Source organism: Sphingomonas sp. MA1305, assembly GCF_016107325.1.
GTDB lineage: Bacteria > Pseudomonadota > Alphaproteobacteria > Sphingomonadales > Sphingomonadaceae > Sphingomonas.
The window spans coordinates 391,612-415,546 of record NZ_RCVT01000003.1 but is presented as its reverse complement, the minus strand read 5'-3'; the positions used below and the strand labels follow the sequence as shown (position 1 = coordinate 415,546).

At 68.2% G+C, this 23,935-nt stretch carries 32 protein-coding genes; 15 read left to right on the top strand and 17 right to left on the bottom strand.

All coding sequences use genetic code 11. From position 1 onward, the window contains the following. Positions 1–77 precede the first annotated feature (77 nt). From D9601_RS14900 to D9601_RS20080, 10 genes are all read left to right on the top strand, one after another. Positions 78–281 carry a helix-turn-helix transcriptional regulator gene (locus D9601_RS14900; protein WP_198354810.1) on the top strand — a complete coding sequence of 68 codons (204 nt, stop codon included), beginning with the start codon at positions 78–80 and terminating at the stop codon, positions 279–281. Next, entirely contained in the window at positions 259–717 is a 459-nt protein-coding gene (locus D9601_RS14895; protein ID WP_198354809.1) for a hypothetical protein, read from the top strand. The genes D9601_RS14900 and D9601_RS14895 overlap by 23 nt, the downstream gene beginning before the upstream one ends. Continuing rightward, on the top strand, positions 714–893 hold the full coding sequence (locus D9601_RS14890) for a hypothetical protein (RefSeq protein WP_198354808.1): 180 nt from the start codon (positions 714–716) through the stop codon (positions 891–893). The genes D9601_RS14895 and D9601_RS14890 overlap by 4 nt, the downstream gene beginning before the upstream one ends. Beyond that, positions 890–1,330, top strand: coding sequence for a hypothetical protein (locus D9601_RS14885; protein ID WP_198354807.1), 441 nt, complete (start codon positions 890–892; stop codon positions 1,328–1,330). Before D9601_RS14890 ends, D9601_RS14885 begins: the two co-directional genes overlap by 4 nt. Before the next feature lie 41 nt (positions 1,331–1,371). Continuing rightward, the gene (locus D9601_RS14880) at positions 1,372–2,274 is read left to right on the top strand and encodes a TraB/GumN family protein (protein WP_232474236.1); all 903 of its coding nucleotides are present in this window, start codon (positions 1,372–1,374) and stop codon (positions 2,272–2,274) included. Between the two features lie 217 nt (positions 2,275–2,491). Beyond that, the gene (locus tag D9601_RS14875; RefSeq protein WP_198354805.1) at positions 2,492–3,133 is read left to right on the top strand and encodes a 50S ribosomal protein L25/general stress protein Ctc; all 642 of its coding nucleotides are present in this window, start codon (positions 2,492–2,494) and stop codon (positions 3,131–3,133) included. 233 nt (positions 3,134–3,366) lie between these two features. Further along, positions 3,367–3,936, top strand: coding sequence for an aminoacyl-tRNA hydrolase (gene pth / locus D9601_RS14870; RefSeq protein WP_198354804.1), 570 nt, complete (start codon positions 3,367–3,369; stop codon positions 3,934–3,936). After that, positions 3,933–4,532: a TIGR02466 family protein gene (locus D9601_RS14865; protein WP_198354803.1), complete on the top strand. Its 600-nt coding sequence runs from the start codon at positions 3,933–3,935 to the stop codon at positions 4,530–4,532. The genes pth and D9601_RS14865 overlap by 4 nt, the downstream gene beginning before the upstream one ends. A gap of 61 nt (positions 4,533–4,593) precedes the next feature. Continuing rightward, positions 4,594–4,917: a 5'-nucleotidase gene (locus D9601_RS14860; RefSeq protein WP_198354802.1), complete on the top strand. Its 324-nt coding sequence runs from the start codon at positions 4,594–4,596 to the stop codon at positions 4,915–4,917. A gap of 39 nt (positions 4,918–4,956) precedes the next feature. After that, entirely contained in the window at positions 4,957–5,088 is a 132-nt protein-coding gene (locus D9601_RS20080; RefSeq protein ID WP_269769686.1) for a hypothetical protein, read from the top strand. A gap of 18 nt (positions 5,089–5,106) precedes the next feature. Here D9601_RS20080 and D9601_RS14855 read toward each other — a convergent pair whose 3' ends face one another. The 4 genes from D9601_RS14855 to D9601_RS14840 all read right to left on the bottom strand — a co-directional run bounded on the left by D9601_RS14855 (position 5,107) and on the right by D9601_RS14840 (position 8,128). After that, complete coding sequence (locus D9601_RS14855; RefSeq protein WP_232474235.1) at positions 5,107–5,442, bottom strand: HNH endonuclease; 336 nt, start codon at positions 5,440–5,442, stop codon at positions 5,107–5,109. 100 nt (positions 5,443–5,542) lie between these two features. After that, complete coding sequence (locus tag D9601_RS14850; protein WP_198354801.1) at positions 5,543–6,184, bottom strand: outer membrane protein; 642 nt, start codon at positions 6,182–6,184, stop codon at positions 5,543–5,545. Between the two features lie 320 nt (positions 6,185–6,504). Beyond that, a complete protein-coding gene (locus D9601_RS14845; RefSeq protein ID WP_198354800.1) occupies positions 6,505–6,846 on the bottom strand; it encodes a DNA primase in 342 nt (113 codons plus the stop codon). A gap of 67 nt (positions 6,847–6,913) precedes the next feature. Then, a complete protein-coding gene (locus tag D9601_RS14840; protein ID WP_332838019.1) occupies positions 6,914–8,128 on the bottom strand; it encodes a multidrug effflux MFS transporter in 1,215 nt (404 codons plus the stop codon). 93 nt (positions 8,129–8,221) lie between these two features. On the opposite strand from D9601_RS14840, the gene D9601_RS14835 reads away from it, so the two are divergent. Further along, positions 8,222–8,740 (top strand): hypothetical protein, encoded by a 519-nt coding sequence (locus tag D9601_RS14835; RefSeq protein ID WP_198354798.1) that lies wholly within the window; start codon positions 8,222–8,224, stop codon positions 8,738–8,740. A 27-nt stretch (positions 8,741–8,767) separates the two neighbouring features. On the opposite strand, the gene D9601_RS14830 is transcribed toward D9601_RS14835, so the two are convergent. Next, entirely contained in the window at positions 8,768–9,223 is a 456-nt protein-coding gene (locus tag D9601_RS14830; RefSeq protein ID WP_198354797.1) for a peroxiredoxin, read from the bottom strand. After that, a complete protein-coding gene (locus tag D9601_RS14825) occupies positions 9,216–11,867 on the bottom strand; it encodes a bifunctional [glutamine synthetase] adenylyltransferase/[glutamine synthetase]-adenylyl-L-tyrosine phosphorylase (protein ID WP_332838018.1) in 2,652 nt (883 codons plus the stop codon). The genes D9601_RS14830 and D9601_RS14825 overlap by 8 nt, the downstream gene beginning before the upstream one ends. 122 nt (positions 11,868–11,989) lie before the next feature. Between D9601_RS14825 and D9601_RS14820 the strand changes: the two genes are divergently transcribed. Beyond that, on the top strand, positions 11,990–12,160 hold the full coding sequence (locus tag D9601_RS14820) for a hypothetical protein (RefSeq protein WP_198354796.1): 171 nt from the start codon (positions 11,990–11,992) through the stop codon (positions 12,158–12,160). 126 nt (positions 12,161–12,286) lie between these two features. Here D9601_RS14820 and D9601_RS14815 read toward each other — a convergent pair whose 3' ends face one another. Both D9601_RS14815 and D9601_RS14810 read right to left on the bottom strand, forming a co-directional pair. Further along, positions 12,287–12,937 carry a sigma-70 family RNA polymerase sigma factor gene (locus D9601_RS14815; protein ID WP_198354795.1) on the bottom strand — a complete coding sequence of 217 codons (651 nt, stop codon included), beginning with the start codon at positions 12,935–12,937 and terminating at the stop codon, positions 12,287–12,289. Between the two features lie 297 nt (positions 12,938–13,234). Next, positions 13,235–14,041 carry a response regulator gene (locus D9601_RS14810; RefSeq protein ID WP_198354794.1) on the bottom strand — a complete coding sequence of 269 codons (807 nt, stop codon included), beginning with the start codon at positions 14,039–14,041 and terminating at the stop codon, positions 13,235–13,237. Positions 14,042–14,227: 186 nt separating this feature from the next. Between D9601_RS14810 and D9601_RS20155 the strand changes: the two genes are divergently transcribed. The 3 genes from D9601_RS20155 (at position 14,228) to D9601_RS14795 (ending at position 16,545) form a co-directional block, all read left to right on the top strand. After that, complete coding sequence (locus D9601_RS20155) at positions 14,228–14,485, top strand: NepR family anti-sigma factor (protein WP_232474234.1); 258 nt, start codon at positions 14,228–14,230, stop codon at positions 14,483–14,485. Between the two features lie 56 nt (positions 14,486–14,541). Continuing rightward, positions 14,542–16,089 carry a sensor histidine kinase gene (locus tag D9601_RS14800; protein WP_198354926.1) on the top strand — a complete coding sequence of 516 codons (1,548 nt, stop codon included), beginning with the start codon at positions 14,542–14,544 and terminating at the stop codon, positions 16,087–16,089. 321 nt (positions 16,090–16,410) lie between these two features. Next, entirely contained in the window at positions 16,411–16,545 is a 135-nt protein-coding gene (locus D9601_RS14795) for an entericidin A/B family lipoprotein (RefSeq protein ID WP_198354793.1), read from the top strand. 94 nt (positions 16,546–16,639) lie between these two features. On the opposite strand, the gene tatC is transcribed toward D9601_RS14795, so the two are convergent. The 9 genes from tatC to argS are packed head-to-tail and all read right to left on the bottom strand — an operon-like array spanning position 16,640 to position 23,826. Next, the gene (tatC, locus tag D9601_RS14790) at positions 16,640–17,416 is read right to left on the bottom strand and encodes a twin-arginine translocase subunit TatC (protein WP_198354925.1); all 777 of its coding nucleotides are present in this window, start codon (positions 17,414–17,416) and stop codon (positions 16,640–16,642) included. 14 nt (positions 17,417–17,430) lie between these two features. Further along, complete coding sequence (gene tatB / locus D9601_RS14785; RefSeq protein ID WP_198354792.1) at positions 17,431–17,835, bottom strand: Sec-independent protein translocase protein TatB; 405 nt, start codon at positions 17,833–17,835, stop codon at positions 17,431–17,433. 33 nt (positions 17,836–17,868) lie between these two features. Then, positions 17,869–18,105 (bottom strand): Sec-independent protein translocase subunit TatA, encoded by a 237-nt coding sequence (locus D9601_RS14780; protein ID WP_198354791.1) that lies wholly within the window; start codon positions 18,103–18,105, stop codon positions 17,869–17,871. Between the two features lie 28 nt (positions 18,106–18,133). After that, entirely contained in the window at positions 18,134–18,712 is a 579-nt protein-coding gene (gene scpB / locus D9601_RS14775; RefSeq protein ID WP_198354790.1) for an SMC-Scp complex subunit ScpB, read from the bottom strand. Continuing rightward, the gene (locus tag D9601_RS14770) at positions 18,709–19,440 is read right to left on the bottom strand and encodes a segregation and condensation protein A (protein ID WP_198354789.1); all 732 of its coding nucleotides are present in this window, start codon (positions 19,438–19,440) and stop codon (positions 18,709–18,711) included. Before D9601_RS14770 ends, scpB begins: the two co-directional genes overlap by 4 nt. Before the next feature lie 52 nt (positions 19,441–19,492). Next, complete coding sequence (gene nagZ / locus D9601_RS14765; protein WP_198354788.1) at positions 19,493–20,494, bottom strand: beta-N-acetylhexosaminidase; 1,002 nt, start codon at positions 20,492–20,494, stop codon at positions 19,493–19,495. Between the two features lie 48 nt (positions 20,495–20,542). Next, entirely contained in the window at positions 20,543–21,346 is an 804-nt protein-coding gene (locus D9601_RS14760) for a hypothetical protein (RefSeq protein WP_198354787.1), read from the bottom strand. A gap of 27 nt (positions 21,347–21,373) precedes the next feature. Beyond that, complete coding sequence (locus D9601_RS14755; protein WP_198354786.1) at positions 21,374–22,099, bottom strand: SPOR domain-containing protein; 726 nt, start codon at positions 22,097–22,099, stop codon at positions 21,374–21,376. After that, positions 22,099–23,826, bottom strand: coding sequence for an arginine--tRNA ligase (gene argS, locus D9601_RS14750; protein WP_198354785.1), 1,728 nt, complete (start codon positions 23,824–23,826; stop codon positions 22,099–22,101). The genes D9601_RS14755 and argS overlap by 1 nt, the downstream gene beginning before the upstream one ends. Between the last annotated feature and the right edge of the window lie 109 nt (positions 23,827–23,935).

Below are 23,935 nucleotides of genomic sequence, written 5' to 3'. Positions count from 1 at the left end.
GTCACTTTGTCATGGTCACCTGACACTGAGTCAGGGATGGATGACAAGGGGGTCTTGGCATGACAGAGGAGGCCGATATGAAGAACCGCCTCAAGGTGCTGCGAGCCGAACGCAACTGGAGCCAGGCCGAACTCGCCGGCCGTCTCGACGTGTCGCGGCAGGCCGTGAACGCGATCGAGACCGGCAAATACGATCCGTCGCTGCCGCTCGCCTTTCGCATCGGCCGCCTGTTCGAACGCCCGATCGAGGAGATTTTCGATGACGCCCATGATGGTCAGTGATCGCGAAGCCGGCTGGGGCGAGGCCCGCGCCGGTGCCAAGTCGGCGCGTAAGGCCAGGCGGCGGATCGTGCTGGCGGTGTCGGCCGCCGTGTTGGTCGGCGGCATCGACTTCCTGCGCGGCTTCTACGACGGCCTTACCGGCGCACCGCGGGGCGCCTCCACACCGCTGCCCCAGAATTGGGCGGACGCCGTGATGGTGACCCTGTTGGTCGTTGCCGGCCTGGTCACCTGGCGCAATTGGCGCGAGACCGACGAGATGCAGCGGCTGCTCGCGATCCAGACCTGGGCGGTGATCGGACTGAGCGGTTTCCTGCTCAATCCGCTGATCGAGATCGGGTCGCGGTGGATGCCGATGCATCAGCCGGGGCAGGTCGCCTGGCTCGCCTCTGCCGCCGCCGGCATGGTGTTCTATGCCTATCGCCGGGTGCGGGCATGAGCCGGCGTCCACCGCATCGCGCCGCGATCGCCGCGCTGGTCGCCGGAACGATCCTGGTGTCGGGCCTGCCCCGCCCCGCCCCGGTCAGCGTGACGACGCCGAGCGTCGGCACGCTCACCGCGACCTGGCAGCCGTCCTTCCTGTCCGCCCGCCTGACCCTGGAGATGTGGAAATGACCCCGATGAAGCGCAACGACGCGCCGGTCGCAGCCAGTGTCCGCGCCAACCAGCGGCTGCTCGCCGCCTCCGGCGCACTGGGTGGCGCGATCGGTGTGGGATTGGTGCTGGTGCTGATCCCGCAAGGCGAGGGCGCACCCGACATGGCCGACCTGCTGCATGCGCCCCTGCCCGCCTGGTTCGCGATCCTGGTCGCGCTCGCCTGGGGCGTGGCGCTGCCGCTGATCGCCTGGCGCTGGCAGCGCGTCGTCGACGAGCATGAGCGCGAGGCCTATCGCGACGGCGCGGTCGCCGGCTTCTACGTCATGGGTGCGGGTGCGCCAGTCTGGTGGGTGCTGGCGCGCGGCGGGCTGGTCGCCGAAGTCGATCCGATCGGCCTCTACGTCGCGACGCTGGCGGTGACCGGCATCGTCTGGCTGTACCGTAAATACGCCTGATCCCCTTCCCTTCCTGCCGGAGCGCCTGCATGACAAGGCTGATGAAGACGACCCTGACCGCGATCGGCCTGTTGCTGGCCCTGCCCGCCTGTGCGCAACAGGCCGCACCGGCCGCCAAGGCGCGCGCCGCCAACGATGCCGACCCGGCCCTGTGGGTGGTCAAGGACCAGGACACGACCGTCTATCTGTTCGGCACGATCCACGTGCTCAAACCTGGCCTGACTTGGTTCGACGAGGCGGTGAAGAGCGCCTTCGACCGGTCGACCGAGGTCAAGCTGGAACTGGTGCTGCCCGACCAGGCGGCGATGACCAGGCTGGTGATGGCGACCGGTCTCGCCCCGGCCGGCACGCCGCCGCTGACCGAGCGGCTGCCCGCCGACAAGCGCGCCGCCTTCACCAAGGCGGTGGTCGACCTCGGCCTGCCCGCCAATGCGCTCGACACATTCAAGCCGTGGCTCGCCGCCACGCAGCTGTCGGTCGCGCCGCTCGGCAAGCTCGGCTACGACAGCGCCAACGGCCCGGAGGCGGTAATCACCGCGGCGGCGAAGCAGGCGGGCAAGCCGCTGACCGGGCTGGAAACGGCGGAGCAGCAGCTCGGTTTCTTCAGCAGCCTTTCGGACAAGGCGCAGATCCAGTTCCTCGACAGCACGGTCGACGAACTGCCCAAGCTGCAGGAGACGATGGAGACGATGGTCCGCGAATGGGCGGACGGTGACCCGGATGCGCTGGCGCGCGAGATGAACGACAGCCTGAAGGATTCGCCGGAGGTCGCCAAGGTGCTGCTGACCGACCGCAACGCCCGTTGGGCGCAGTGGATCAAGGGCCGGATGGCTCAGCCTGGCACGGTGTTCATCGCGGTCGGCGCGGGGCACCTCGCCGGAGCGGGGTCTGTGCAGGCGCAACTCGCCAAGCTCGGGCTGAAGGCGGAACGGGTGAAATATTGACGGCGTCGCACCCACCCTCACCCCGCGCCGGCTCCGCCGGCTTGCCCCTCTCCCAGCGGGAGAGGGGAAGAGGCGCGCAGCGCCGAAGGGGTGAGGGTGGGCGACGCTGATTGCTTTTTCCCCGTCCACCCGCTATGCGCGCCCGCTTCCGGTCCATGGTCATCCCTGGAGGCGTGGGCGCGGAAATGACATTTAGCACGTTTCGGAAGGTATCTGCATGAGCGACTCCATTACGCTCGCAGCCGAGACGCGCGACCGGGTTGGCAAGGGAGCCTCCCGGGCGCTGCGTCGTGACGGCCGCGTCCCCGCCGTGATCTACGGCCTGAACAAGGAACCGACCTCGATCCACCTCGAGGAGAAGGCGCTGACCAAGGCGCTGATGACCGGTCACTTCTTCACTTCGGTGATCATGATCAACGGCGAGCGCACGCTGCCGAAGGACGTCGCCTTCCATCCGGTGACCGACCGTCCGACCCACGCCGACTTCCTGCGCATCAGCGAGCATGCGACCGTCACCGTCGCGGTGCCGGTGGTGTTCGCCGACGAGGACGAATGCCGCGGCATCAAGCAGGGCGGCGTGCTCAACATCACCCGCCACGAGGTCGAGCTGGTCGTCGACGCGGCCGAGATCCCGGCCGAGCTGACCATCTCGCTGAAGGGCCGCGAGATCGGCGATTCGATCCACATCAGCGACGTCGAGCTGCCCAACGGCGCCAAGCCGGCGATCGACGACCGCGACTTCGCGATCGCGACGATCGTGCCGCCGACGGTGCCGACCGCCGCCGACGAGGCGCTCGACGCCGAGGTCGCCGAGACCCAGTCGGCCGAGGCCGCTGGCGAGGATTCGGCCGAGGGCTGATCGCTCCGCCGTTTCGGCCAAGCGACAGGGGCAGGGTGGCGGCGACGCTCCCCTGCCCTTTTCGTTGTTTCGGTCATGCCCCGCAGTTCGCGTCATCCCCGCGCAGGCGGGGATCCAGAACCTCTGACGGTCGCGCTCTCGCCGGCAGATCAGCCAGTCTGGATTCCCGCCTTCGCGAGAATGACGATAACAGCTAGGTGGGCGTTCCCCTACCATCCGGAAGGAGCCACGCGATGCAGATCTGGGCCGGGCTCGGCAATCCGGGGCCACAATATGCGCTGCACCGGCACAATGTCGGCTTCATGGCGATCGACACGATCGCCGACATGCACGGCTTCACGCCGGCCAAGAAGCAGTTCCAGGGCTGGACGCAGGAAGGCCGGATCGGGCCCGAAAAGATCGTGCTGCTCAAGCCGGCGACGTTCATGAACGACAGCGGCCGCTCGATCGGCGAGGCGTTGCGCTTCTACAAGCTGGAACCCGACGCGCTGACCGTCTTCCACGACGAGCTCGACCTGGCGCCGTTCAAGGTCAAGGTAAAGCGCGGCGGCGGTACCGCCGGCCATAACGGCCTGCGCTCGACCGACCAGCATCTCGGGCCGGACTTTCGCCGCGTGCGGATCGGGATCGGCCATCCGGGGCACAAGGACCGCGTCACCGGCTATGTGCTCGGCAATTACGCCAAGGCGGAGATGGACCCGCTTGCCGACATGCTGGGCGCGATCGGCGCGGAGGCGTCGTGGCTCGCCGCGGGCGACGACGTGCGCTTCATGAACGATGTCGCGATGAGGCTGGGCGCATGACCGTCCGCTCGCTGTTCGCCACGCGCTTCTACGACGCGCCGCTGGGCGATGCCGCGCTGCTCGCCGAGTTGGAGGAGGCCGCGCTCGACCTGGCGCGCGAGGATCGCGCCGGAATCGGCTGGTGCAAGGCGCATGGCTATCGCGGCTATACCTCCTATGCCTCGCTCGACGACCTGCCCGCGCGCGACCCGCGCTTCGCCGATCTGGTCAAGCTGCTCAACCGCCACGTCGCGCGGTTCGCCGGGGCCTGCGCCTTCGACCTCGGCCGCAAGCTCAAGCTCGACAGTCTGTGGGTCAACGTGCTGAAGCCGGGCGGCAGCCATTCGGGGCATATCCATCCGCACAGCGTCGTGTCGGGCACGCTCTATGTCGCGGTGCCGCCGGGCGCAGGGGCGCTGAAGCTGGAGGACCCGCGGCTGCCGATGATGATGGCCGCGCCGACGCGCACCGACGACGCGCCGGAGGACCTCAAGACCTTCGTCTATGCGGTGCCGGAGCCGGGCAGCGTCTTCCTGTGGGAAAGCTGGCTGCGCCACGAGGTGGTGCCCAATGCCGCCAAGGGCGAACGGATCAGCATCAGCTTCAACTATCGCTGAGCCGCCGCACTGATGCCGCAATCAGGGCCAACCTTCGTGCCGACGGGCGATGGAGGCGGCGATGCGGCTGGCGGTGCTGATGGCGATGCAGGCGGCGAGCGCGACTTATGGGCCGCCCCTGCCGCCGGAGATGGCCGCCAAGGCCAAGCCCGTGCTCCCTCGCCGCTGTGACGAGGCCGACGCGGGCGCCGACGTCGTCGTCTGCGGCCGCAGCGCCGACGCCAACCGCGTCGAACGGCTGGACGACGCGCGATATCGCGAGAAGCCGGTGCGGGCGGCCACCCGGATCGGCAAGGTCGGCCTGGTGGCGGAGGGCGAACAGGCCGGGCTGCCCGGCGGCATCCCGATCCGCCGTGCGATGCTGCGCGCCAAAATACCCTTCTAGCCGCAACCGGACGTTCAGTTCCGCGCGCTAGGATGGGGCATGGACAAACGTTGGGAAAAGGTCGGCCTCGCCGCCGTCGTCTTGCTCGCGCCGGGTGGCTTCATCCTCGGGGCGACGCTGCTGGCGAACCATTATCGCAAGAAGCGTGACGAGAAGAAGACGGACGACTGACGCGCCCCGACCGGCTGCTCACCGCCCGCGGCGGGTCGGCGCGTGGAAATCGGGCGGCTTGTCGGCGATCCAGCGCGCGAAGCGGGCGATGCCGGGATGGTCGCGCAGCACCGCGGGATCGGCATAGGTCCGCGCCAGATCGGCATTGGCGATCAGCGCATGGACGGTGCGGTGACAGATCGGATGGACCGCCGCGGTGATCCGGCCGCCCTCCGACTTGGGCACGAGATGGTGCCACTCCACCTTCTGACCCAATGGCCGCTGGCAGATCGGGCATGGCGGCGGGGCGGCCGCCCGCGCGGTGCGTTCCGCCGCCTCCACCAAACCCGCCTTGCGCTTCACCCGTCCGGCCATGCCGTCGATATGGGGCGCGCGACGGATAAACGAAGGGCGGGCCCGGCATCGGCCGGACCCGCCCCTGTTCCTACCGACGGGGCGGATGCCCCGGTCCGGATTAGAAGTGCGCGATCACACCCGCCATCGGGCGGAAGCTGTGCGCGTCGTCGAAGGTCGAGACCTCCATACGCAGGCGCAGGCCCGAATTGCCGGTGATGCCGCCCAGACCGATGTCCTTCGGGCCGATCTCGGCGCCGATGCCGTAGACCATCGCGTGATAGTCACGCTTGGTGTCGCCGACGACGCCCGGCGCGAAATGGTCGAAGTTGTTCCAGCGATAGCCGACCTTGCCGTAAAACAGGCCGCTGTCACCCGCGCGGAAACCGCCGCGGCCGTAAGCGCCATATTCCCAGTCGATGTTGCCCGACACGCCCTTGGCGACGCTACCCTCGGCGCCGACGAACAGCGGCCCGAGCGGCACGTTCACGCCGACCACGCCCTCGACCAGCGCGCCGTCGAGGTTGTAGCCGCGCGGCTGAGCCGGAATGCCGGCGACCGACGGACGATCGAACTGCTCCCAGCCGCCCATGATGCCGAAATACGGCTCGATGCCGAACGCGCGGGTACCGTCCGGTGCGGTCGGCGCATCGCTGGGCGCGGTCGCGGTGGTGTCGGTCGACGTGGTCGACATGTCCTGCGCGAAAGCGGGGACGGCGAAGGACGCGACCGCAACGGCGGCCGCCAGGGCGAGCTTACGCATGTGTGAAATACCTTTATTGCCTCAACTCGGGAGGCCAAGGCATCGCTGCCGGCCGTCCCAGGCCCATCAAAACCGCGCGCCCCGGCCTTTGTTGCACCGCAAGCGTCGATTCCGGACGAAGGGTGAAACCTGTTGCGCGAAGGGCACACTTTCTTTCTCAACTATGAACGTCGTGCCACAACCATAATAAAGCCGGCATATTGCCGGCGTATTCTTGCCACAAATCAGCTTGGTGCGCTGCAGCAGATATCGCTCGCGCGGGTTGCCGCGCCTGATCCCTCGCGGCCGTAAGGCCGATCAGGCGCGGCATGGAACAGGGATTAGGGCCGCAACGCGACGTCGTCCTTGTCGTCCAGCTCCTCGTCGTCGACGGTGTCGTCGTCGAAGTCCTCCTGGGCGTCGTCCTCGTCGAGATCGGCCTCGTCGGGCTCCGCATCGGCGTCCGTCTCGCCGACCTCTTCGGAATCCATGTCGAGCTCGTCGAGCGGCTCGTCTTCCTCGTCATCGTCGCCGAGGTCGGGATCGAGATCGGTCAGCACCACGCCGTCGGTCGGGCCGTCGCGCGTCGCCTCGAGGATCTCGGCGCGCTGGCTCTCGTCATAGCCCTCTTCGTCGTAACCGTCGTCGCCCGAGCCGTAGCCGGGCACCTGATGTCCGCCCATCGCCACCTCCTATATCATGGGTAGGGGGCGAACGGCGGGACCATGGGCGCGGTTCCCGCCCCGTCGCTCAGACGGGGCGGTACAGCCGCCCCTTCTCGGTCACCGCGACCAGGGTGAGCGCGACCAAGCCGGCGAGCAGGAAGCCGGCGGCGAGCGGCGCGGTGGTGCCGTCATAGGCCTGGCCGATCACCACCCCGAGCATCGCGCCGAAGGTCACGGAGATGAAGCCCTGCACGCTCGACGCGGTGCCCGCGATCGCGCCCATATTCTCCATCGCCATCGCCGAGAAATTCGACGTGGCGAGGCCGAAACAGCCCATGGTCAGCGCCTGCAGCACGACGAAGCTGATCAGGCTGTCGTGGCCGCTCCAGGCGAGCGCGAGATGGATCGCGCTCAGCACGATCAGTGCGGTCACCGCGCTATGGCTGATCAACCGGGTGCCGAGCCGCAGTACGAGCCGCGCGTTGGTCAGGTTCGCCGCCGCCATCAGCGTCGCGGTCACCGCGAACATTACCGCGAGCAGACGCGGATGGCCGAAGGTGTCGAACATGATCTGTTGGATCGAATTGAGGTAGCCGTACAGCGCACCCATCAGCGCGGTCGAGGCGAGCGTATAGCCGATCGACCAGCGGTCGCCGAGCGTGCGGCGCCAGCCGGCGAGGATGCGCGACGGCGACAGCGGCTGTACCGCCTCCGGCCGCAGCGTTTCCGGCATGCGGATGAAGAACCAGGTCATGATGCCGATGGTGATGCCGGCGATGACCCAGAAGATGCCGCGCCAATTGGCGAACAGCAGCACCGTCTGGCCGAAGGCGGGGGCGAGCACGGGGACGATCATGAACACCATGAAGGCGATCGACATCACCCGCGCCATCGGCCGGCCGTGATAGCAGTCGCGGACCAGCGCGACGACCGCGACGCGCGTCGCGGCGACCATCGCCCCGCCGACGACGCGGGCCGCAAGAAGCAGGGTGAAGCTGGCGGAGACCGCGCAGAGGATGTTCGCCACCGCATAGCCGCCGAGCGCCCAGAGCAGCAGCCGGCGCCGGCCGAAGCGGTCGGCGAGCGGCCCATGGGCGAGCTGCGCGATGCCGAAGCCGAGGACGAAGGCGGTGATGATGAACTGGCGCTGGTTCTCGCCATCGACGTGCAGCGACGCGCCCATCGCCGGCAGCGCGGGCAGCATCGAATCGATGCCGAGCGCGGCAAGCGACATCAGCGCGGCGACCAGGGCGACGAACTCGACGAAGCCGATCGGCGCGCCGGGGGGCTCGTACGCCACGGAAAGGTCGGCGGAAGAAGGGGATGACGTGGTCACCCGGCTCCCCTAACCTCCCGACGCACGGCGCGGAACCCCTGCAGGGACTTTGGAGGCATGAGGATGCGGAAGGCGATGACGGGGGCGGCGCTGGCCGCCGCGATGCTGGCCGCCGGTTGCGACCGGTCGGGTGACGGGACGTCGATCACGATCAACGCCGGCGATGGCAATACGGTCGGCGCGGTCGACGGCCGGACCGGCGAGGTCAAGCTGAAGCTGCCCGGCTTCACCGGGCAATTCAAGCTGCCCAATCTGAAGGTGCAGCCGAACAACTTCGACCTGAACGGCGTCCATCTCTATCCGGGATCAACGGTCGACGCGATCAACGTCAGCGGCGGCGACGGCGCCGGCAAGGCGGGTGATGCCGACGGCGGAGTGCAGGTGCGGTTCACCAGCCCGGCGGATGCCGCGACGGTGCGCGACTGGTTCCAGCAGCGGCTGACCGGTGCGGGCTTCACCCTGCATGCCGACGGCCAGGGGCTGAGCGGCACGACCGACGAGAAGAAGCCGTTCCGGATGGAGCTGAACGATGCCGGCCGAGGCCGGACCCAGGGGACGATCGTACTCGGCGGATAGCGCCGGAATCCGGCGCATCGCCCTCCTCTACAGCGCCTGCACCGCCTCCAGCACCGCCTGGGCATGGCCGGCGACCTTCACCTTGCGCCAGGCGCGGACCAGCCGCCCGTCGGCGCCGAACAGGAAGGTCGCGCGCTCGATCCCCATATAGCTGCGCCCGTACATCTGCTTTTCGCCCCAGACGCCAAAGGCCTCGCAGGCGCTGCCGTCCTCGTCGCTCGCCAGGGTCACGGTGAGCGCATGTTTGGCGGCGAACTTGCCGTGGCTGAAGGGCGGATCCTTGCTGATCCCGACGACGCTCGCCCCGGCTGCCGCAAACGCGTCCGCCAGGGTCGAAAAATCCTGCGCCTCGCGGGTGCAGCCGCTGGTGTCGTCCTTGGGGTAGAAATAGATCACCGCTGGCAGCGGCCGGTCGCTCAGCCGCATCGGCGTCCCGTCCATGGCAATCACCGTTACCGGCGGCAGCGTCATCCCCTCATCCATCGGCATCCTCCGTGATCCGTGCCCAGGCATCCGCCACCTCCTGCCGCGTCGCGTCGAGCGCGGCAACCACGCTCGTCCAGTCGGGCAGGCCGAGCGCGCGGGCGATCAAAGCGCAGGTCGGCGGCTTGGGCTCGGCGGCGTCGGGCGCGACCAGCCGCACCGTCACCAGCAGCCGCCCGAGCAGCCGATAGGCGTCCGCGAAGCCGGGGGGAACGAGCTCGCGTGCGATCAACGCGTCGATCGCCACCGCCAGCCGCGGATCGAAGCCGACGCGGGCGCGCAGCTGTGCGACGTGCACGGCGAATTCCAGGTCGACCAGGCCACCGGGCAGCAACTTGGCATCGAGTGTCCCGGTCGGCGGCTTGTGCCGCGCCATCTCCGCGCGCATCGCCCGCGCGTCGGCCGCGACGTCGCGCACCGGCCGCGCGCCCGCCAGTACGTCGCGGATCACCGCCACCGCCGCCGCCCGCGCCGCCGGCGCACCGAACACCGGCCGGGCGCGGGTCAGCGCCATATGTTCCCAGGTCCACGCCTCCTCGCGTTGATAGCGGGCATAGCTGTCGAGGCTGACGACCAGCGGCCCCTGCGTGCCGGACGGGCGCAGCCGCGTGTCGACCGGGTAGAGCGGCCCGGCGGCGGTCGGTACGGACAGGGCCGCACTGATCCGTTGCGCCAGGCGATTGTAGTAGAGCGTCGCGCCGAGCGGCCGTGGGCCATCGGATTCGGCGTGGAAGTCGCCGGTGAACAGATAGACGAGGTCGAGATCGGAGGCGTGGGTCAACGCCTCGCCGCCGAGCCGGCCGTAGGCGAGGATCAGCAATTCGCTGTCCGGCACCCGGCCGTGCGCGCGCGCGAACTCCTCCACCGTCGCGGCGGCCAGCGTCTCCACCGCCGCCTCCGCCAGCCGGGCATAGCCGGCGGCGACGTCGAGCGGATCGGCGGCGCCCGCGACGATCTGGCAGCCGAGCGCGAACCGCCGCTCGCCGACGATGCGACGGACCTGGTCGAGCAGCGCCTGATAATCGGCGGCGTCGCCGCGCCGCATCTCGGCGACCAGCTGATCGACGGTGCCGAGCGGCTCGAAGGCGCTGGCGTCGATCAGTCCGTCGATCAGTTCCGGGCGCAGCGCCAGCGCATCGGCGAGCGCGGGCGCGTGGCTGAGGATGGTGGCGAGCAGCGCGGCGAGACCGGGCCGTGCCTCGAGCAGGCGCAGGATATTGATCGCGCTCGGCAGCCGTTCGAGCATCCGGTCGAGGCGCAACAGGGCGGCCGCCGGATCGGGTGCCTCCGCCAACGCCGGCATCAGCACCGGCAGCACCGCCTCCAGGGCGTCGCGCGCCGCGGGACTGCGCAGCGCCGGATAGCGCCCGCCCCGCCAGGTCGCGACCGCCGCGGCCGCGGCGTCGCTGTCGGCGAAACCGGCGCGGCCGAGGTCGCCGGCGAGGACGACCGGATCATGGGCGAGCCGCGCCCCGCCCGCATCGTCAAGCGTGTCGTACAGTCGACCCACCCGAGCGACGTCATCTCGCAGCAGCGCGAGCAGCGCCGCGCCATCGGCGACGCCGTGCAGTCGGGCGACGCCCTCCAGCGCCTCTCCGGTCGGCAGCACATGCGTCTGGCGGTCGTCGACCATCTGCAACCGATGCTCGATCGTGCGCAGCCGGCCATAAGCGTCGGTGAGCAGGATTGCGTCGGCGGGATCGATCCAGCCCGCCGCCGCCAGCCGCGCCAACGCCTCGCGCGTCGCGGGTGCGCGCAGGGCGGGGTCGCGACCGCCGTGGATCAATTGGTGGATCTGCGCGAAGAATTCGATCTCGCGGATGCCGCCGCGCCCGCGCTTCAGATCATAGCCGGGGCCGAACGCCTGGCCGCTGGCATAATGATCGCGAATGCGACGCGACAGGTCGCGGATCTCGCGCACCGCACCGAAATCGAGCCCGCGCCGCCAGACGAAGGGGCGGATCGCATCGAGGAAGCCGTCGCCCAGGGCGATATCGCCCGCCGCGCTGCGGGCCCGGATGAAGGCGGCGCGCTCCCAGGTCAGCGCCTGCGATTCATAATGGCTGATCGCGCCGAGCAACGGCACCGCGATCGGCGTCACCTCCGCCGCCGGGCGCAGCCGCAAGTCGACGCGCAGCACATAGCCGTCACCGTCGCGCGTCTGCAGCAGATCGACGACGCGCTTGGCGATCCGTACCGCCGCCTCCTCCGGCTCCTCGCGCGCGCGATGCGGCAAGGTCACCGGGTCAAAGATCAGGATCGGGTCGACGTCGGAGGAATAATTGAGTTCGTGGCTACCCAATTTGCCGAGCGCGATCGCGGCAAAGCCAAGCGGCGGTGCGTCCGGATAGCGCTCCGCGATCGCGGCAGCGATGGCGGTATCAAGGGCATGATCGGCAAAGTCGCTGAGCCGGCGCGTGACCGTGGTCAGATCGGCCGCCCCGGCCAGATCGTCGATCGCCACCGAGAGGGCCAGTGCCTGCCGCTGCCAGCGCAACCGCCGGCCGACCGGCATGGCGGGATCGACCACGGCCGCGTCGCGCCAGTCGAGCGCACCGGCGGCGGCCCGCTCTTCCCAATCCGGGTGCCGGGTCAGGATGGTCGCAAGAAACGGCGCATGGTCCCGCGCACGGCGGATCGCCACGCCGCGGGCATCTTGCGATGAGGGCGAATCAAGCCTTTCGTTTAACACGATATTTCGCCCTGCCTTCGCCCCCGACCGTCACAAAGGCGCAACGTTTCGTCCGATCGCTCGTTGACGATGACATGACCTTGGCCGCGCATCATCCCGAAAAGCAGCGTCGTGGCGATTATGTCGTCCGTCCGCCGCGCGCGACCGATACGATCGGACATATGCTCCGCGGCGTCTATGGCGATCATGGCATGCCGGAGGACATGGCGCGCCTGCTGGATCGGCTGGATCACGTAAAACACTGATTTCGGCAGTCGGCGAGCGATAAGTCCGCTGGCGCTTTGCGGCACCCGGACGTGCTTGCCAGTGGCAACGAACGGGATCGTGCAACAAGAGGGTGAAAAAGGACGGGCGACACACCGCCCGCCCCCTCAATGGCCGCGGCTAAGCTCGTCGACCTCGCCCATAATCGTGTCGAGCGCGGTCTTGCTCGTATCGGTCTCATGCTCGCGCCGCGACGGCAGGGCGCCGTCGTTGAGGATGTTCTCCAGCGCAACCCGGCCGCGCGCGACGCGGCTCTTGATCGTGCCGACCGCGACCTGACAGATTTCGGCGGCTTCCTCATAGGCGAAGCCGCCCGCACCGACCAAGATCAACGCCTCGCGCTGCGGCTGTGGCAGATGCATCAGCGCGCGCTGCATGTCGCCCAGTTCGACGTGACGATCCTGGCTCGCCGGCGCTGCCAGGATGCGATCCGCGACCAGATCGTCCCATTCGCCCTTGAAGCGCGCACGCCGCATCTGCGACAAATACAGGTTGCGCAGGATGATGAAGGTCCAGGCACGCATGTTGGTGCCGGCCTGGAAGCGCTTGCGCGCCGCCCATGCCTTCAGCAGAGTTTCCTGCACCAGATCGTCGGCGAGGTCGCGGCTGCCCGACAACGAGCGGCCGAACGCACGCAGGTGCGGAATGACCTGCGCCAATTGCGTTTTGAATTCGGGGTCGGAGAGCGCGACATGCTCGACGATCGGCGCCACCGCGTCGTCGTCGTCATACTCGTCGCGCGGTGCAGGCTGGGTCATGCAATTCCGTTCGAAGCCGGGGCAAGATCTGCCGCCCTGAAGACGGAAGATAAGGCCCCGAACTGGCAAATGCCAGAAGGTTGGCGGCGAAAGTCGCGCAGCGCGCCGATCAACGCAGGATCAGGAAGGCGAAGATCGCGATGATCAGCACCAGCGATATGCCAAGGACATACCGCGTCACGCCCGGCGTCGACCCGGCACGGGCCTCGGTGGTCGTCACATGCATAGCATCATCTGGATCAGCCATGTCGCAATAACCCCCGAGTTCCGTTTTGGGTCCGTAACTTTCGCGTGCCGTTAGACGCTGGCGGGGATGGTCGCCTCGTCGAAGAACAGCGCCTGGCTGATCGCCGCCTTCACCGTCGAACGCTGGAACGGCTTGGTGATCAGGAAGGTCGGCTCCGGCCGCTCGCCGGTGAGCAACCGCTCCGGGAAGGCGGTGATAAAGATCACCGGCACCTCGAACTCGGCCAGGATGTCCTTGACCGCATCGATGCCCGAGCTGTCGTCGGCGAGCTGAATATCGGCGAGGACCAGACCCGGCCGGTCCTCCATCGCCAGCGCCACCGCTTCGTCGCGGGTGACGGCGACACCGGTCACCTCATGGCCGAGATCGCGGACGATAGTCTCGATGTCCATCGCGATGATCGGCTCGTCCTCGATGATCAGGACGCGAGCGCGGGTCTGCTTCTCGATCTCGGCCAGCGCCTCGGCGACCAGGCTCTCGACCTCGCTGGTGTCGACCTCGATCAGATAGGCCGCATCTTCCGGCGTGAAGCCTTCCATGGCGGTGAGCAGCAGCGCCTGACGCGACAAGGGCGTCATGCGCGACAGACGGGCGCGGGCCACCGCCTCCGTACCCTCGGCATCGCTGGCCGACGTTTCCTCGGCGCCGTCGACATTGGCCGAGGCCCAAATGCCCTGGAACATACGGTACAGGCCCAGACGCGGATCGACATCGCGCGGGAATTGGTCGGGCGCGGCGACGATCGCCTCCAGCGTGGCACGGACATATTTGTCGCCCTGGTGCTGGCTGCCGGTCAGAGCCCGGCCGTAGCGCCGCAGAAATGGAAGATGCGGTGCGAGTTGCTGTCCAAGCGACATGGGTCGTGTTCACTCCCTGATAGAACCAGCGGGCCCGATAGGTGATGGGGGACCCGCGGCTTTGCAACAATGTTTGTCGAAGAACCCAGCCGCCCCCGTGGACCTGCGGAATTTTCGCGCGTCGGTGGAACCATCGACCGTCGATTTGGTTTCCTCGGCGATCGGAAGCGATTATGTCGCCGGCGAGTGCGACGGATCGTGCCGTTCGCTATCATGTGTGCGTGGATTGCCCAGGTCGCGGTGCCGGGCCACCAGGGGGACGTTTTGGACTTGGCCAGCGACAAGCAACAGAGCGACAAGGACCGGAACACGTCTTCGCAGAATTCACCCAAGGTCCAGAGCAAGGATCGTGACATGGGCGCGGCGCTCCGCTCCGCCTATCAAAAGACGGTGGACGAACACGTTCCCGACGAAATGCTCGACCTGTTGAACAAGCTGGCCTAAACGGAGGGGGCATGGCCTCCTCTATCGACGCAGCCGCCACGACCCGCCGGGCGGCGATGGCACCGGTTTCCGCATTGTCGCGGCTGCCGACCGGGGCGAAGCTGTTCATCACCCTCTCCATCGCGCTGTTGCTGCTCGCGCTGATCGCGATCGGCGCGACGCTGCAGACCGGCCGCCTGGCGGATTCCGAGGTGCGTGCGCGCCTGCGCATCGCTGCCAATGAAAGCGCACGCAATATCGCGATCGAACTGTCGGGCGACATCAACGCGCTGAGGGTCGCGGTCGCCGCGCTGCGCGGCGACCCCGCGGACGCGCCGAGTTGCGCGCGCGCTCAGGGCGTATTCGCCCAACAGGCGACGATCGGCACGCGTTTCTCGATCGTCGATCGCAGCGGCCGCTTGTTATGCGGCGTCCCGCTCGACACGCGCATCCCGGACGATCGCGACGATCCGGTCGATGTCCGCATTCTCAATCACCGCGGCCTGATCGTCACCGTCGCCGCCCCCGGCGGCGCCCCGATCGCCCGCGTGGTGTTCCCGACCGCGTTCCTGGCAAGGCTTGTCGGCTCCGGCAGCCGCGCGATGCCGCTCGGCACCGCGCTGATCGATGAGGATCATAGCCTCGAATTGACGTCGATCCCCGGCCAAGGACCGTTGGAACGCACGGAGACGGTACAGACCGATCTTGGCCTTGGCGGGCTGCAGCTCCGCACCAGCATCCGCAGCGCGCCGATCACTTCGCCTTTCCTCGTCGCGTTGCTTCTGCCGTTGCTGATGTGGGCGGCGGCGGCGGGCCTGTCCTGGTTCATCGTCGATCGGCTGCTGATCCGCCCGCTGCGCCTGCTGCGCGCCAGCGTCGCGGCCTACACGCCGGGCGAAGTGATCGATCCGGGCAAGCTCGGCCCGCTGCCGGCACAGGAAATCCGCGAACTCGGGGACACGTTCCGCGCGATCAGTCGCACCGTCGCGCTGCATGAGGCCGGCCTGGCCGATGCGGTGGTGCGTCAGACCAAGTTGACGCGCGAAGTCCACCATCGCGTCAAGAACAACCTCCAGGTCATTTCCAGCCTGATCAACTTCCATGCGCGGGGCGCACCCAGCGCCGATGCGACCGCGGCCTATGCCTCGATCCAGCGTCGCGTCGACGCGCTGGCCGTCGTCCATCGCAACCATTTCGCCGAGATGGAGGAAAACCGCGGCCTTAACCTGCGGTCGGTGATCGGCGAACTCGCCTCCAACATCCGCGCCACCGCGCCGGAGGGCGCTGGCAGCCTGCACATCGCGCTCGACGTCGACCCGTTCCTGGTCAATCAGGACGTGGCCGTCGCCGTCGCCTTCCTAGTCACCGAGACTATCGAGCTGGCAATGACCTGCGACCCCGCCGCGCAAATCCGGGTGGCGGTCAAGCCGGGGGACGAGGAAAAGCGCGCGAAGCTCCGCGTCGTATCGCGAGCGTTCGTCGAGAGCGAAACCCTGACGCATCTGCTCTCCACCCGCTATGGCCGCGTCATGGAGGGCTTGTCCCGCCAGCTGCGCACGCCGCTCCACCACGACCCGATGACCGGCGCCTATGAGATCGCCTTCCCCGTGATGGGTCGCGACTGACCGCGATACGGCACGCACGCGCACAGATCGAAAAAAGTTTCGGAATTTCGACGGATCGGCGGAACTCGCCTGCTGGAGGGGTGTTATGCCCTTCGGATCGCGACCTTATGCCCCCCCGCTCTCGCGGTCCACGACATAGGCCCGGAAGCAGCAACCCTCCCCCCCCCGGTGCTGCTTCCGGGCCTTTAACGTTTTGGCGACGTGTCTCGCGCCGAACGTATCACTCGACAATCCCGCTGGTCGACGCATTGCGCATCCGGAACGATCCGGGCCCCCGATCATTGGAGGGGCACCGCTTTTCAAACGTTCAGGAGGTTTTCGATGCGCAAGGTTCTGGGTCTCGCCGTGGTCGCTGGTGCGCTGATGGTCAGCGCATGCAATACGGTCGAAGGCGTTGGCAAGGACGTGAGCTCGGCTGGCAACACCGTCGCCAAGACCGCCGACAAGTCGAAGTAAGCCCCTCACCCGGCTGAACGAGAGCCCTTCGCCCCCGCCGGGGCGGAGGGCTTTTTCATTGGTGGAAACATAGGACCGCGCAACCGAGGCCGCGTCACGCCTGCCCGGCTGCTGCCTCTTCCGCCGCCGCCAGCTTGGCGCGCTTACGTTCGGTGAACCAAATCCCGACCAACGCCATCTCGTACAAAAGGCACAGCGGTATCGCGAGCAACAGCTGTGATCCGACGTCGGGCGGCGTCAGTACCGCCGCAATCGCGAAAGCCCCGACGATGGCGTAGCGCCGCGCCGAGACGAGCTGCTTGCGCGTGACGATGCCCGCCCGCTCGAGCAACATGAGCAGCACCGGCAGCAGGAAGGCGATGCCGAAGCCGAACAGGAACTGCATGATGAAGGACAGATATTCGGCGATGTCGGGCAAGGCCTGACGTTTCACGCCGCCCACCATGCCGGAATAGCCGAGCAAGAAGTGCAGCGCCATCGGCACGGCGATGTAATAGGCCAGCGCCGCACCGGCGATGAATAGCAACGGCGTTGCGAGCAGAAAGGGTAGCAGCGCACGCTTTTCCTGCCGGTACAGGCCCGGCGCGATGAACCGCCACGCCTGATTGGCGATCACCGGGAAACTCAGCATCATCGCCGTGAAGAACGCGAGCTTCACCTCGGTGAAGAAGCCGCCGTAGACGGTGGTGAAGATCACCTCCTTCTGCCCGGCATTGTACAGCGGATGAAGCAGGAAGGCGAAGATGGTGCTGGCGAAATACATCGCGACGCCGAAGCAGACCGCGACCGCGGCAATGCAATAGAGCAGCCGGCGACGCAGCTCGACAAGATGGTCGAGCAACGGCGCGCGGCTGGCGTCGATCTCGTCGATGACGGCGTCGTCGCTCACGAATTTGCCCCCTCGCGCGGGGGCGCGGGATGATCGGCCGGTGCCGGCTCGACCTTCGGCGCGTCGATCAGCACGGGTTGTGCCACCGTAGCCGGCGGATGATCCTCGCCATGCGCGGCCTCCCCAGCGTCATGTTCGGTCGTTGCGGGCGGCTCGGCTGGCGCGGCGGGATGTTCCGCCATGATGCGCGCATTCTCGGCCGCCCAGCGCTTCTCCATTTCCTCCAGTTCCGCCTCGCGGACCATATTGTCGAAGCCCTGGCGGAACTGGCGCGCGACGCCGCGCGCCTTGCCGACCCAATAGCCGACGATGCGCATCGCTTTGGGCAGGTCCTTCGGGCCGATCACCACCAGCGCGACGAAGGCGACGAGCAGGAATTCGGACGGTGCGATGTCCAGCATGGACGTGTCAGCGGCGGCTGGCGGCGACGGCGATCAGCGGTCGTCGCGGACGCGCTCGCCGTCGCGGTCGAAGGCGGGCTCGGCCGACTTCTTCGCTTCGATGCGCGGCGCCGGCTTGCTCGGCGTCTCGTCCTCTTCGGCCATGCCCTTCTTGAAGTTCTTCACGCCCTTGGCGACGTCGCCCATCAGATTGGAGAATCGCCCGCCGCCGAGCAGCAGAATGGCGACGACGGCGAGGACGAGCAGATGGATCGGGCTGAAGCTGCCCATGGCATGTCTCCTGAAACTTGTTCTGCATCTAGTCGGTGTCGACGTCCTTTTCCACCGCCAAAGCGGTGTCGTCCTGCGTCAGGTCGACGGGGTCGAGCAGCCCCGCCGCGCGCAGATCCTCAAGCCCAGGCAGGTCGCGACGACTGGCGAGTCCGAAATGCGCCAGGAACGCCGGCGTCGTCGCATACATCAGCGGCCGACCGGGCACCTCGCGCCGCCCCGACGGTCGCACCCAGCCCGCCTCCATCAGCACGTCCAGCGTTCCCTTGGAGATCTGCACGCCGCGGATCGCCTCGATCTCGGCGCGGGTTACCGGCTCGTGATAGGCGATGATCGCCAGCGTCTCGACGCCGGCGCGAGACAGGCGGCGCGGCTCGTCGCGATCGCGGCGGAGCAGATGCGCCAGATCGGGCGCGGTCTGGAAATGCCAGCGCTCTCCACGCTGCACCAACGTGACGCCGCGCCCGGCATAATCCGCCTCCAGCTGGGCCAGCGCCGCACGGACGTCGCCGCCGACATAGGCACGGATCGAATCGAGCGAGAGCGGCTCGGCCGCGGCGAACAGCAGCGCCTCGACCGCGCGTACAATATCGTCCGGCGGGGTCACGTTTCGGCGGCCTTGAGGAAGAGCGGCGCGAAGGGCGCCTGCTGGCGCAGCACCACCCTCCCCTGTTTGGCGAGTTCCAGCGCGGCGAGGAAGGATGAGGCGAGCGCCGACTTGCGCAGCCGCTCGCTGCCGTCGGGCAGGAAACTTTCCAGCGTCGACCAGTCGAGCCGGGTGCCGAGCAGCGCGCCGATCCGCGCCAGCGCCGTCTCCAGCGTCATCACCTCGCGATCTGCGACGACGTGCATCACCGGCCGGTTGCGCGCGCTGATCCGCCCGTAAGCAGCAATGACGTCGTACAGTTCCGCCTGCCAGCGGGCGTGACGGACGGTGCGGATCCCCTCCGGCGCGCCGCGCGCAAAGACGTCGCGGCCCAATCGGTCGCGCGCCATCAGCCGCGCGCCGGCCTCGCGCATCGCCTGCAGCCGCTCCAGCCGGTGCTGCAAGCGCAGCGCGAGGATTTCGGGATCCTCCTCCTCCGCCGACGGGTCGCGCGGCAACAGCAGCGCCGACTTGAGATAGGCCAGCCACGCCGCCATCACGAGATAGTCGGCCGCCAGCTCCAGCCGCAGCACCTTGGCGCGCTCGACGAAGCGCAGATACTGCTCGACCAGCGCCAATATCGAGATCGCGCGCAGGTCGACCTTCTGCGCCCGCGCCAGCGACAGCAGCAGGTCCAACGGCCCCTCCCAGCCGTCGAGGTCGAGCGTCAGCTGCTCCGGCTCCACCATCAGCGCGATCTCTGCTCCAGACGGCGGCGCGGTGATACGAGCCCGCCTGGCATCATGCCAAGGCGAGAAAGGCGTCGCGGCGCTCGATCAATTCGTCAAAGTCGCCGTCCGGCGCGCGGCGGCTCGCCATCGCCCGGTCGAGGCGGGCGCGGCTGTGCGCCGCGATCGGTTCGAGCCGGCCGGCGATGTCGATCATCTCGTCCATCCGCGCCCAGCAATCGAGCACGAGATCGCAACCGGCCGCGATCGCGCTCGCCGCCTTGTCGCCGGCGGTGCCGGACAGCGCCTTCATGTCGATGTCGTCGGTCATCAACAGCCCGTCGAAGCCGATCTCGCCGCGGATCACCCGATCGATGACGACGGGCGACAAGGTCGCCGGACGCTCCGCATCCCAGGCCTGGAAGACGATATGCGAGGTCATGCCCATCATCGCATGACGCAGCGTGCGGAACGGCTCGATGTCGACGGCGAGCGCCTCCGCCGGCGCGGTCACCGTCGGCAGATCGTGATGGCTGTCGACGATCGCGCGGCCATGACCGGGCATATGCTTGACGACGCCGACGACGCCACCCGCTGCCAGCCCTTCCAGCATCGCGCGACCGAGCGCGGCGACCTGCATCGGATCGGTGCCATAGGCCCGCGACGCCACCGCCTCGGTCGTATCGGGCTGCGCGACGTCGAGCAGTGGCGCGCAATCGACGGTGATGCCGACCTCGCTCAGCATCAGCCCCAGCGCCTGGGCATTGGCGCGCATCGCCTGAATCGCCGACATCGGCGCGGCCTGATAGAGTTTCGCGAAGGCGGGACCGGCAGGAAAAGCGGCCCATTCCGGCGGCCCCATGCGGGCGACGCGGCCACCCTCCTGATCGATCAGAATCGCCAGATCGTCGCGCCCGGCCAGGTCGCGCAGGGAGTCGGTCAGGGCGCGCAGCTGCGCCCGGTCCACCACGTTGCGGCGGAAGAGGATGTAGCCGGCGGGCTCGACGTCGGCGAAGAAGGCGCGCTCGTCGGGGGTGAGCGCCGGGCCGGACAGGCCGAAGATGACGGGCTTCATGCGCGGCGGTGTAGCGCGCGGCGGCGATGCGCGCTACCGCCGCCCCGGCTAGATGCCCGATCCATCGACGCCCGGCAGGAAAATCAAGTCGACGGTTTCGTCGGCGCCGCGCAGCGCGCGACGATCGTCCGGGCAGGCGCCCGCCCGCGAGGCGGTCACCCGCCAGCGCCAGGTCGCCGGACGCGGCACGGAACGATAACCCTCCGCAAAGCCGTCGGTCCCCTCGTTACCGGTCATGGTCAAGCGAAGACGCTGGGCGTCATAGGTGCCGCTGACGTCGATCGACAGCCGCGAATGCGATTGACCGATCTCGAAGCTGGTCAGTTCGCACATACGGCGTCCGCTCACGCGACCCTTGTCGACGGTCATTTGCAGGCGGCCGCAATGCTGGGGATCGGGCAGGCTCGAATGTTCGCCGGCCATGCGTCGCAAGGCGCCGGCCAGATCGTCGTCCGCCAGACAGGTGCGGAAGGAGAACGGTCTTCCCTCGCCACCGCCGGCGCCCGGAAAGCGCTGGCGCGGGGCGTTGATCGGATGCCCGCTCACCATCGTTCCCGTCCGATCGAAGACCCAGAGGCCGCCATGCAATCTGGGGACGGGGCCGGACAGGTCGATGCCGGGTTCGTCGCGCTTGCCGGTGACGACCGTATCGCTGCCAGCCTGTGGCGGCGCCGGACGGTCTTGCGCCCCGGTCAGTGCAATCGCCGCTACCGCCAGCCACGCCACTCGCCGAGTCCGCATCCTGCTCTGCTTCTTTAGGATGCGGAACGTAGCAGGTAGCGAAGAATGACAGAAGTCGATATGTCGATAACGCTGGCTTCCTCCCCCGCTCCTGCGCAAGAGGAAAGCCATCAATCGGCGACAGGATCGCCGCACCGGTCAGCTGGCGATGAAGCAGCTTTCGCCGGCGACGCGCAGGCGTCCGCAGATATCCGCGGCCTGATTGGCGCTGCCGGCATTGACGCGCAAGCGATAGAGCGTGCGTCCGCCCGTCGCGACCGGCTGCACCGCCTTGCCCAGCGGCGCGAGGTAGGAGAAGCGCTTGGAGAAGCCCGTCCACGCCGCATTCGCCGAGGCTTCGGAAGGATAGGCGCCGAGCTGGACGAGCGATCCGCCGCTCGCCGAACCGGGGCCGGTCGGCCGCTGGGCGGTCACCGGCGGCGTCGCCACCAGCTTGCCGCCCGAGGACGGCACCTGCGCCACCGCGTTGCGGCCGCCGTCGCCCTGCGCCTTGCCGGCAGTCGGCGCGACGCGGCGCCCATCGACCGGCTTTTCGGGCACGGCGTTGAGATCAATCGCGGCATTGCCCGCCTTGCCGGCGCTGGTCGCGACCGCGGCGTCGCCCTCGCCCTTCACCTTCAGGCCGCCGGGATCGTCCGGACGGACCTTGTAATCACCTTCCTGCGCCTCGATCAGCTCGCCGTTGCCACCGCCGTGACGGGTCTGCAGTTTGTAGATGCCGAAGACGATCGCCGCGAGGATGGCGAGGCCGACCACGACCAGCGCGATCACCTTGCCGACGGGCGCGGTCCGCTCCTCCTCGGGCTCGACGGTCTCGAGCCACGGCAGGCGATCGTCCTGTCGCAGATCCATCTCGTCGGCCATCACTTCATCTCCGAAACCGCCACCACGCCCATGATGGCGAGCCCGTTACGAATAATCTGTGCGATGCCGTCCGCCAAGAAGAGACGCGCACGCGTCGCCTCATGATCGTCGGGCATCAGGAAGCGGCGGTCGGGTCGATCGTTGCCGACGTTCCATGCGGCGTGAAAAGCCGCCGCTAAGTCATACAGATAAAACGCAATTCTGTGCGGCTCGCGCGCAACCGCGGCGGTTTCGACGACGCGCGGGAACTGCGCTGCCAGCTTCATCAGCGCTAGTTCCTCCGTGTCAAGCCGGGACAAATCGGCCTCTCCGGCAGCGATCCCCGCCTCCGCCGCGCGGCGGTGCAGCGAGGCGATACGCGCATGGGCGTATTGGACGTAGAAAACGGGATTGTCCTTCGACGCCTCCACCACCTTGGCGAAGTCGAAGTCCATCTGCGCGTCGGCCCGGCGGGTCAGCATGGTGAAGCGGACGACGTCCTTGCCGACTTCGCGTACGACGTCGGCCAGCGTGACGAAATTGCCCGCGCGCTTGGACATCTTCACCGGTTCGCCGCCGCGCAGCAGCCGCACCATCTGCACCAGCTTGACGTCGAAGCGGGTCTTGCCGCCGGTCAGCGCGGCGACGGCGGCGACGATCCGCTTGACTGTGCCGGCGTGATCCGCACCCCAGATGTCGATCAGCTGGTCGGCATTCTGGCTCTTCTGAAAATGATAGGCGAGATCGGCACCGAAATAGGTCCAGCTGCCGTTCGACTTCTTGATCGGGCGATCCTGATCGTCGCCAAAGGCGGTGGAGCGGAATAACGGCAGCTCGACCGGCTCCCAATCCTCCGGCGTCTCGCCCTTGGGTGCCTCCAGCACGCCGTCATAAACGAGGTCGTGCTCGCGCAGCCACGCTTCCGCCGCCTCCGGCTTGCCCGCCGCTTGCAGCTCCGCTTCCGAGGAGAAGACGTCGTGATGGATGCCGAGCAGCGCGAGATCGTCCTTGATCATCACCAGCATCGCCGCGACCGCGCGGCTGCGGAACAGCGCCAGCCATGCGCTTTCCGGCGCGGCGACGTAGCGATCGCCGAACTCGGCGGCGAGCGCCTGGCCGACCGGCACCAGATAATCGCCGGGATACAGGCCTTCGGGGATCGCGCCGATGTCCTCGCCCAGCGCCTCGCGGTAGCGGAGATGGGCGGAGCGGGCGAGCACGTCGACCTGGCCGCCCGCGTCGTTGACGTAATATTCGCGGATCACGTCATGGCCGGCGAATTCCAGCAGCGCGGCGAGCGCGTCACCGACGACGGCGCCGCGGCAATGGCCCATGTGCATCGGTCCGGTCGGATTGGCCGAGACATATTCGATGTTGACGCGCACGCCCTGCCCCATCGTCGAACGGCCGTAATCGGCGCCGGCCGCGGGGATCGCCGCCAGTTCGTCGCGCCAGGCGGCGTCGGTCAGCGTCAGGTTGATGAAGCCCGGCCCCGCGACGCTTGCCGCCGCCACCTCGGGCAGCTTGCCGAGTTCGCCCACCAGGGCTTCGGCCAACAGCCGCGGATTCGTGCCGGCCGGCTTGGCCAGCACCATCGCCGCATTGGTGGCGAGGTCGCCGTGGCTCGGATCGCGTGGCGGCTCGACGGTGACGTTGCGGCGGTCGAGCCCTTCCGGCAGCGTGCCGGCGGCGGTCAGCGTGTCGAGGGCGGCGGCGACATGGCCGGCGAAACGGGTATAGAGCGTCATGATGCGCCGCGATGTACGGGCGTGGCCGGATTGTCGCAAGGCGCGCTTATCCTACCTGGCACGGGGAGGACAAGCGCGCCTGCGCTGACGGTGCGGGACCTCGACGCAA

Bases quoted from the DNA above. Each gene is read 5' to 3' on its own strand.
- D9601_RS14900 (WP_198354810.1), top strand. From the start codon at position 78: ATGAAGAACCGCCTCAAGGTGCTGCGAGCCGAACGCAACTGGAGCCAG.
- D9601_RS14845 (WP_198354800.1), bottom strand. From the start codon at position 6,846: ATGGGCGGACATCAGGTGCCCGGCTACGGCTCGGGCGACGACGGTTAC.
- D9601_RS14865 (WP_198354803.1), top strand. From the start codon at position 3,933: ATGACCGTCCGCTCGCTGTTCGCCACGCGCTTCTACGACGCGCCGCTG.
- D9601_RS14835 (WP_198354798.1), top strand. From the start codon at position 8,222: ATGAGGATGCGGAAGGCGATGACGGGGGCGGCGCTGGCCGCCGCGATG.
- D9601_RS14850 (WP_198354801.1), bottom strand. From the start codon at position 6,184: ATGCGTAAGCTCGCCCTGGCGGCCGCCGTTGCGGTCGCGTCCTTCGCC.
- D9601_RS14860 (WP_198354802.1), top strand. From the start codon at position 4,594: ATGCGGCTGGCGGTGCTGATGGCGATGCAGGCGGCGAGCGCGACTTAT.
- D9601_RS14830 (WP_198354797.1), bottom strand. From the start codon at position 9,223: ATGGATGAGGGGATGACGCTGCCGCCGGTAACGGTGATTGCCATGGAC.
- D9601_RS14880 (WP_232474236.1), top strand. From the start codon at position 1,372: ATGAAGACGACCCTGACCGCGATCGGCCTGTTGCTGGCCCTGCCCGCC.
- D9601_RS14815 (WP_198354795.1), bottom strand. From the start codon at position 12,937: ATGACCCAGCCTGCACCGCGCGACGAGTATGACGACGACGACGCGGTG.
- pth (WP_198354804.1), top strand. From the start codon at position 3,367: ATGCAGATCTGGGCCGGGCTCGGCAATCCGGGGCCACAATATGCGCTG.
- D9601_RS20080 (WP_269769686.1), top strand. From the start codon at position 4,957: ATGGACAAACGTTGGGAAAAGGTCGGCCTCGCCGCCGTCGTCTTGCTC.
- tatB (WP_198354792.1), bottom strand. From the start codon at position 17,835: ATGCTGGACATCGCACCGTCCGAATTCCTGCTCGTCGCCTTCGTCGCG.
- D9601_RS14780 (WP_198354791.1), bottom strand. From the start codon at position 18,105: ATGGGCAGCTTCAGCCCGATCCATCTGCTCGTCCTCGCCGTCGTCGCC.
- D9601_RS14810 (WP_198354794.1), bottom strand. From the start codon at position 14,041: ATGTCGCTTGGACAGCAACTCGCACCGCATCTTCCATTTCTGCGGCGC.
- D9601_RS14755 (WP_198354786.1), bottom strand. From the start codon at position 22,099: ATGGCCGACGAGATGGATCTGCGACAGGACGATCGCCTGCCGTGGCTC.
- D9601_RS14820 (WP_198354796.1), top strand. From the start codon at position 11,990: ATGACCTTGGCCGCGCATCATCCCGAAAAGCAGCGTCGTGGCGATTAT.
- D9601_RS14800 (WP_198354926.1), top strand. From the start codon at position 14,542: ATGGCACCGGTTTCCGCATTGTCGCGGCTGCCGACCGGGGCGAAGCTG.
- D9601_RS14895 (WP_198354809.1), top strand. From the start codon at position 259: ATGACGCCCATGATGGTCAGTGATCGCGAAGCCGGCTGGGGCGAGGCC.
- nagZ (WP_198354788.1), bottom strand. From the start codon at position 20,494: ATGAAGCCCGTCATCTTCGGCCTGTCCGGCCCGGCGCTCACCCCCGAC.
- D9601_RS14760 (WP_198354787.1), bottom strand. From the start codon at position 21,346: ATGGCTTTCCTCTTGCGCAGGAGCGGGGGAGGAAGCCAGCGTTATCGA.
- D9601_RS14855 (WP_232474235.1), bottom strand. From the start codon at position 5,442: ATGGCCGGACGGGTGAAGCGCAAGGCGGGTTTGGTGGAGGCGGCGGAA.
- D9601_RS14890 (WP_198354808.1), top strand. From the start codon at position 714: ATGAGCCGGCGTCCACCGCATCGCGCCGCGATCGCCGCGCTGGTCGCC.
- D9601_RS14885 (WP_198354807.1), top strand. From the start codon at position 890: ATGACCCCGATGAAGCGCAACGACGCGCCGGTCGCAGCCAGTGTCCGC.
- D9601_RS14770 (WP_198354789.1), bottom strand. From the start codon at position 19,440: ATGGTGGAGCCGGAGCAGCTGACGCTCGACCTCGACGGCTGGGAGGGG.
- argS (WP_198354785.1), bottom strand. From the start codon at position 23,826: ATGACGCTCTATACCCGTTTCGCCGGCCATGTCGCCGCCGCCCTCGAC.
- D9601_RS14795 (WP_198354793.1), top strand. From the start codon at position 16,411: ATGCGCAAGGTTCTGGGTCTCGCCGTGGTCGCTGGTGCGCTGATGGTC.
- D9601_RS14875 (WP_198354805.1), top strand. From the start codon at position 2,492: ATGAGCGACTCCATTACGCTCGCAGCCGAGACGCGCGACCGGGTTGGC.